At 72.1% G+C, this 5,568-nt stretch carries 5 protein-coding genes; 2 read left to right on the forward strand and 3 right to left on the reverse strand.

The window, feature by feature from the left end; all coding sequences use genetic code 11:
• Positions 1 to 67: 67 nt before the first annotated feature.
• The 3 genes from RAN62_RS40875 to RAN62_RS40885 all read right to left on the reverse strand — a co-directional run bounded on the left by RAN62_RS40875 (position 68) and on the right by RAN62_RS40885 (position 3,489).
• Positions 68 to 1,312, reverse strand: a complete 1,245-nt coding sequence (locus RAN62_RS40875; protein ID WP_305790285.1) for an acetyl-CoA C-acetyltransferase — start codon at positions 1,310 to 1,312, stop codon at positions 68 to 70.
• A gap of 46 nt (positions 1,313 to 1,358) precedes the next feature.
• Positions 1,359 to 2,165, reverse strand: a complete 807-nt coding sequence (locus RAN62_RS40880; protein ID WP_305790286.1) for an SGNH/GDSL hydrolase family protein — start codon at positions 2,163 to 2,165, stop codon at positions 1,359 to 1,361.
• Positions 2,166 to 2,304: 139 nt separating this feature from the next.
• Positions 2,305 to 3,489 carry an SGNH/GDSL hydrolase family protein gene (locus tag RAN62_RS40885; RefSeq protein WP_438874611.1) on the reverse strand — a complete coding sequence of 395 codons (1,185 nt, stop codon included), beginning with the start codon at positions 3,487 to 3,489 and terminating at the stop codon, positions 2,305 to 2,307.
• Between the two features lie 182 nt (positions 3,490 to 3,671).
• Here RAN62_RS40885 and RAN62_RS40890 point away from each other — a divergent pair, with 182 nt between their 5' ends.
• Both RAN62_RS40890 and RAN62_RS40895 read left to right on the forward strand, forming a co-directional pair.
• The gene (locus RAN62_RS40890; RefSeq protein WP_305790288.1) at positions 3,672 to 4,028 is read left to right on the forward strand and encodes a YkvA family protein; all 357 of its coding nucleotides are present in this window, start codon (positions 3,672 to 3,674) and stop codon (positions 4,026 to 4,028) included.
• A 90-nt stretch (positions 4,029 to 4,118) separates the two neighbouring features.
• A complete protein-coding gene (locus RAN62_RS40895; RefSeq protein ID WP_305790289.1) occupies positions 4,119 to 5,477 on the forward strand; it encodes a cystathionine beta-synthase in 1,359 nt (452 codons plus the stop codon).
• Positions 5,478 to 5,568: the final 91 nt, after the last annotated feature.

The following is a 5,568-nucleotide window of genomic DNA, read 5'->3' on the forward strand; positions in this document are numbered from 1 at the left end:
CCCACCTACGACATCCGCATTTGACTTTGCTCTTGCGTCTTCTCGGCGGCGGGAAGGACCGCCCTCCTCAGCTCATCCGCTCGAGCACCATCGCCATCCCCTGCCCGCCGCCGACGCACATCGTCTCGAGGCCGACGCTCTTGTCGTGCCAGTCGAGGGCGTTGAGCAGCGTGCCGGTGATGCGCGCGCCGGTCATGCCGAAGGGGTGGCCGACCGCGATCGCGCCGCCGTTGACGTTGAGCTTGTCGATCGGGATGCCGAGGTCGCGGTAGGAGGGGATGACCTGCGCGGCGAAGGCTTCGTTGATCTCGACCAGGTCGACGTCGCCGATGGTCATGCCGGCGCGGGCGAGGGCCTGGCGGGACGCGCCGACCGGACCGAGGCCCATGATCTCGGGGGAGAGGGCGGTGACGCCGGTCGAGACGATGCGGGCGAGCGGGGTGATGCCGAGTTCGCGCGCCTTGGTGTCGCTCATCACGACCACCGCGGCGGCGCCGTCGTTGAGCGGGCAGCAGTTGCCGGCGGTGACGCGGCCGTCGGGGCGGAAGACGGGCTTGAGGCCGGACACGCCCTCGAGGGTCACGCCGGGGCGCGGGCCGTCGTCGACGCTGACGACCTTGCCGCTGGGCGTGGTGACGGGGGTGATCTCGCGCTGCCAGAAACCGTCGGCGATGGCCTTCTCGGCGAGATTCTGGCTGCGTACGCCGAACTCGTCCATCTCCTCGCGCGTGACCCCCTTGACCTGCGCCAGGTTCTCGGCGGTCTGGCCCATCGCCACGTAGATGTCCGGCAGCTCGCCGTCCTCGCGCGGGTCGTGCCAGGTCCGGCCGCCCTGGGCATAGCCATCGGTGCGGGCCTGGGCGGCGGCGAACTCCGGATTGGTCCAGGGGCCGCCGACGAGCTCCTGCGCCGCGGAGGGCAGGCCGTCGGAGCTGCCCCGGGCGAAGCGCGACACCGTCTCGACGCCGGCGCTGACGAAGATGTCGCCCTCGCCGGCCTTGATCGCGTGGAAGGCCATCCGGGTCGTCTGCAGCGACGACGAGCAGTAGCGGGTGACGGTGGCGCCGGGCAGGCCGTCGAGGCCCAGCTTGACGGCGACCACGCGGGCCATGTTGAAGCCCTGCTCGCCGCCGGGCAGCCCGCAGCCGAGGTAGAGGTCCTCGATGAGGGTGCGGTCGAGCTGGGGCACCTTGGCGAGCGCCGCATCGATGATCGTGGTGGCGAGATCATCGGCGCGCAGCTCGGTCAGCGAGCCCTTGTGGGCCCGGCCGATGGGTGAGCGGGCGGTGGCGACAATGACGGCTTCGGGCATGAACCCACGTTAACCCGCGGGTAACTTAGCCGGAAGTGTCATTTTGTCACTCCTGGATCGAGCGCCGCCCGGCCGCCTGCGCCGCGTCGAGAACCGCGGGGTAGAGCGCGTGCGCCCACACCCGGTAGCCGTCCGCGGACGGGTGGAAGCCGTCGTAGCAGAGCGTCCCCGCGTCGGCCCGGAAGACCGCGCCGGTCTCCTCGCCCAGGTCGACCACGGCACCGCCCCCGGCGGTCACCTCGGCGGCCTGCGCGCGGGCCATGCGGCGCCCGAGCCAGCCGGTGACCTGCCGCAACGGCTGCGCGATCGACCGCACGGCGCCCAGGTCGGGGCACGTGCCGACGACCACCTGCACGCCCGCGTCCCGCAAGCGGCGCACGGCGTTGCCGAGGTGCTGCGCCGACTCGTCGGGGCTGCGCAGGCCGGTCGCGTCGTTGGCGCCGATCAGCACGACCGCCACGTCGGGCCGGTCGCCGAGCAGCGCCCGGGCCACCTGCGTCGCGAGATCAGTGGAGCGCGACCCGGCCACGCCGACGCTGGAGAGCAGGACGTGCCGCTGACCAGCCTCCGGGGTGCCCTCCGCGAGCAGTCGGGCCAGCTGGCCGCCGACCGTCTCGGAGAGCCACTCGACGCCGACGCCGATGGCCGCGGAGTCGCCGAGCAGCACCAGCCGCAGCGTGGGAGCGCTCGTCGGGCCCATTGAGGTGCGCAGCGCGAGGCCCATGGTCGGCTTCGCGTAGCGCCGGCTCTTCGCGGCGAGGGCCTCGCCCGTGAGCAGCGCGACGCCGCCCACGGCGGAAGCGAACAACGTGGTGGCCGCCGCTCTGCCGACCCGTCCCGTAAGGCTCGTCATGTCGCCTCCCTGCCAGCGCCTCGTCCGCCGTCGCGTCGCCGCGACGTTGTCCCACCTCATCGGCGGGACGTTGTCCCACCTCATCGGCGGCGCGGGGCGCCACCGAAGCATCGCCGGCGACGATCTGCCGCCGGGAGGATCAGTCGGCCGGGGCCGGATGATCCTCCGGGGTCCAGCCTACGGCCCCGGAGGCCGACCGACCTGACCCACGGGTAACACGTATGCCCTTGCGACCCGGCACATGCGCCCTCGTCCCGGCGATGTCCGGCGCGATCTCCGCCGGCGTGTCGCCGGGCGTGGCCGAAATGTCGGATGGCGCGCGCTGGCCGAACCAGTGCCGCGACTCGCCGAACCACGGGTGGTGCCGCAGCCGGGCCCAGCGCCCCGCCGGCCCGCTGTCGCGCCCGTTGACCTGGGCCGGGCTGACCTCGGTGCCGGCCGACCGGACGGCCGCCTGGGCCGCCTCGGACAGGCTGCGCACGCCCTGGTTTCCGGTGACCGGGGTGCGGTCGTCCTCGCCCAGCACGGCCATGAGCGTGGGCATGATGACGGCGGCCGCGCGGGCGTAGCCCTCGACCGACGGGTGGAAGCGGTCCGACCCGAACATCCGGACCGGGTCGGCATAGAAGAACGGCCCGAGCAGGTCGCACAGCGACACCGAGCGGCCGCCGTTCTCCACCACCGCGACCGTCTGCTCGGCGGCGAGCTGGCGGCTCCACGTGCGGGCCAGCCAGCGCAGGGGCGGCTTGATCGGCTGGATGGCGCCGATGTCGGGGCAGGTGCCGACGACGACCTTGCAGCCGGCCTCGCGCAGGCGGCGGACGGCGGTGCCGAGGTGACGCACGGCGCCGGAGCGGTCGGAGACGTGGGTGACGTCGTTGCCGCCGATGATGATGACGGCGACTTCGGGCTTGTGCTCGAGCGCGGCGTCGACCTGATGGACCAGGCCGGACGAGACCGCGCCGACGACCGCGAACCGGTGCAGCCGCACGGGGCGGCGCAGGCGGCGGGCGACGCCGGTGGCCAGCAGGGCGCCCGGGGTCTCGCGGGGGCGGTGCACGCCGTAGCCCGCGGCGGAGGAGTCGCCGAGGATCACCATGTGCAGCGGCTTGCCCGGGAACTTGGGCCCGTAGAGGCCGTCGCCGCGCGGGGGCGGCGCCTCGGCCATGGGGATGATTTTGCGGGCGTCGGCCGCCTGGCGCAGCAGCACGCCCGCCGAGAGGAGGGTGAGCCCGGCGGCGGCGCCGGTGACCCCGCCGGCGACCTGGCCGGCGATCCTGATGCGGCGCCGGTCGATCTCCGTCAATCTGTGCACTTGTCCCACGGTCTCCCTCGCTTCCGGCTCGGTGGAACCTGTCCGTCAGCCGATGATGGGTGATCTCGGCCGCCGGCGAAGGTGGGGCCTTCGAGGCTAACGCGCGAGTGCGACAAAACGGCAACGGACTGTGAGCGAAGAGGCGAACGTGGCGGACACGCGTCATGCTGGAGGCAGCGAAAGGGGACGACATGGCTAGAACGTTGCAGCGGACCGCGGCCTTCACCGCGCTCGCCAAGGCGTTGGTGTCCGGAGCGCGCGGCGGCCCCTCCCTCGGCAAGCGGCTGGCCGCCCTGCCCCGCATGATGAAGGCCACAGCCCGCCGGGAGTACGACGGCGGCCTGCGCGTGGCGATGATGGCGGCCGCGACGGCGTACGTGATCTCGCCCATCGACGTCATCCCGGAGGCGGCCTTCCTCATCTTCGGCCTCGCCGACGACGCCGTGATGATCACCTGGCTGGCCGGCACGGTGCTCGCGGAGACCGAGCGCTTCCTCGAGTGGGAGCGGCAGCGCGACGCGACAATCCCCGGGTACGTCAAGCGTTGACCTTCACTCCATCCGTGCCCTGGCACCTGACGTAACGTCAGGCCCTACGCTGGGCCTCACCCAGGTCAGGCACTCAGAAGGGCACAGGACGTGCGGTATTACGACAACGTCGTCGAGATCATCGGGGACACCCCCCTCGTCCGGCTGCGGAGCGTCACGGCCGGCATCGCGGCCACGGTGCTCGCCAAGGTGGAATATTTCAACCCCGGCGGGTCCGTGAAGGACCGCATCGCGCTACGCATGGTCGAGGACGCGGAGAAGGCCGGCCTGCTCGCCGAGGGCGGCACCATCGTCGAGCCCACCAGCGGCAACACCGGCGTCGGGCTGGCGCTGGTGGCGCAGCTGCGGGGCTACCGGTGCATCTTCGTGTGCCCCGACAAGGTGAGCGAGGACAAGATGAACGTCCTCCGGGCCTACGGCGCGGAGGTCGTGGTCTGCCCGACCGCGGTGGCCCCGGAGGACCCGCGCTCCTACTACAACGTCTCCGACCGGTTGACCCGGGAGATCCCCGGCGCCTGGAAGCCGAACCAATACAGCAACCCGGCCAACCCCCGCTCCCACTACGAGGAGACCGGCCCCGAGATCTGGAAGCAGACCGAGGGGCGGATCACCCACTTCGTCGCGGGCATGGGCACCGGCGGCACGATCAGCGGCGTCGGCCGCTACCTCAAGGAGCAGGGCCCGGTCCGGGTCGTCGGCGCCGACCCCGAGGGCTCGGTCTACTCCGGCGGGACCGGCCGGCCCTATCTGGTCGAGGGCGTCGGCGAGGACTTCTGGCCCGAGACCTACGACCGCGGCGTGGCGGACGAGGTCGTCGAGGTCTCCGACTCCGACTCGTTCGAGATGACCCGCCGCCTCGCCCGTGAGGAAGGTCTCCTCGTCGGCGGCAGCTGCGGCATGGCCGTCGTCGCGGCGCTGGAAGTGGCCCGCAAGGCCGGCCCCGACGACGTCATCGTGGTCCTGCTCCCCGACGGCGGCCGCGGCTACCTGTCCAAGATCTTCAACGACACGTGGATGGCGCGCTACGGCTTCCTGAGCACCGGCGACGGCGCTCCCACGGTCGCCATGGCCCTCGAGTCCAAGAGCGGCGCCATGCCGCCGCTGATCCACGTCCACCCGACCGAGACCGTCCGCGACGCCATCGACTACATGCGCGAGTACGGCGTGAGCCAGCTCCCGGTCCTCAAGGCCGAGCCGCCGGTCGTCACGGGCGAGGTGGCCGGCTCGATAGCGGAGAAATCGCTGCTCGACGCCCTCTTCTCCGGCCAGGCCCATCTCCACGACACGATCGAGCGCCACATGGGCGACCCGCTCCCCATGATCGGCGGCGGTCAGCCGGTGAGCGAGGCGGTCAGTCTGCTGGAGAATGCCGACGCCGCGATGGTACTCGTCGACGGGAAGCCCGCGGGCGTGCTGACCAGGCAGGATCTGCTGGCGTACCTGAGCTGAGCCCGGTTGAGATTCAAGAGCACAAAGCGGATGTCGTAGGTGAGTGGAGGCAGTCTTCAGTCCGGTCAGGGGCGGTGGAGGGGTGGTTGGA

The sequence above is a fragment of the Symbioplanes lichenis genome (assembly GCF_030709675.1).
GTDB classification, from domain to species: Bacteria; Actinomycetota; Actinomycetes; order Mycobacteriales; family Micromonosporaceae; genus Actinoplanes; species Actinoplanes lichenis.